This window comes from Bartonella sp. AP58NXGY (genome assembly GCF_042195785.1).
Lineage (GTDB): Bacteria > Pseudomonadota > Alphaproteobacteria > Rhizobiales > Rhizobiaceae > Bartonella.
Genome location: NZ_JBHIOY010000439.1, coordinates 1 through 532, shown reverse-complemented (window position 1 = coordinate 532; position 532 = coordinate 1). Strand labels below are relative to the sequence as shown.

1 protein-coding gene is annotated in these 532 nt (G+C 35.5%); it reads left to right on the top strand.

Annotated elements, in window-relative coordinates:
* Positions 1-532, top strand: a 532-nt coding sequence (locus ACFINC_RS11885) for a mechanosensitive ion channel family protein (RefSeq protein WP_375617321.1), incomplete at both ends; no start/stop codon positions are given.

The following is a 532-nucleotide window of genomic DNA, read 5'->3' as shown; positions in this document are numbered from 1 at the left end:
GTTCTGTCTGCTTTGACAGGATTATCAATGGCAGGTTTGGATCTTAGAAATTTTGCTCTTATTGCTGGAGGCCTTTCACTTGGTATAGGTTTTGGTTTACAGAATATTGTTCAAAACTTTGTCTCTGGACTTATTATTTTAGTTGGAAGACCATTTAAAATAGGAGATTATATAGAGTCCGGATCAGTAGGGGGGGTTGTTAAGCGTATTAGTGTACGCGCAACAGAACTTGAGACTCTTCAGCGTAAAACAATTATTATTCCCAATTCAAGCCTTATTAATAATAACGTTAGTAATTGGACACGACGCAATAAAATAGGAAGAATTGATATTCCGGTGACTGTGTCATCTAAGGTTGCTCCAGAGCATATTGTTGAAATTTTATTAGAGATTGCTTCTTCGACAGAAGGTGTTTTAAAAAATCCTCTCCCACAGGTGAGTTTTACGGCATTTGATAATAAGAGCTTTTCTTTTAATTTAGCTATTTATGTACCTAATATTACCGCACCTTCTCATGTAATTAATACTCTTC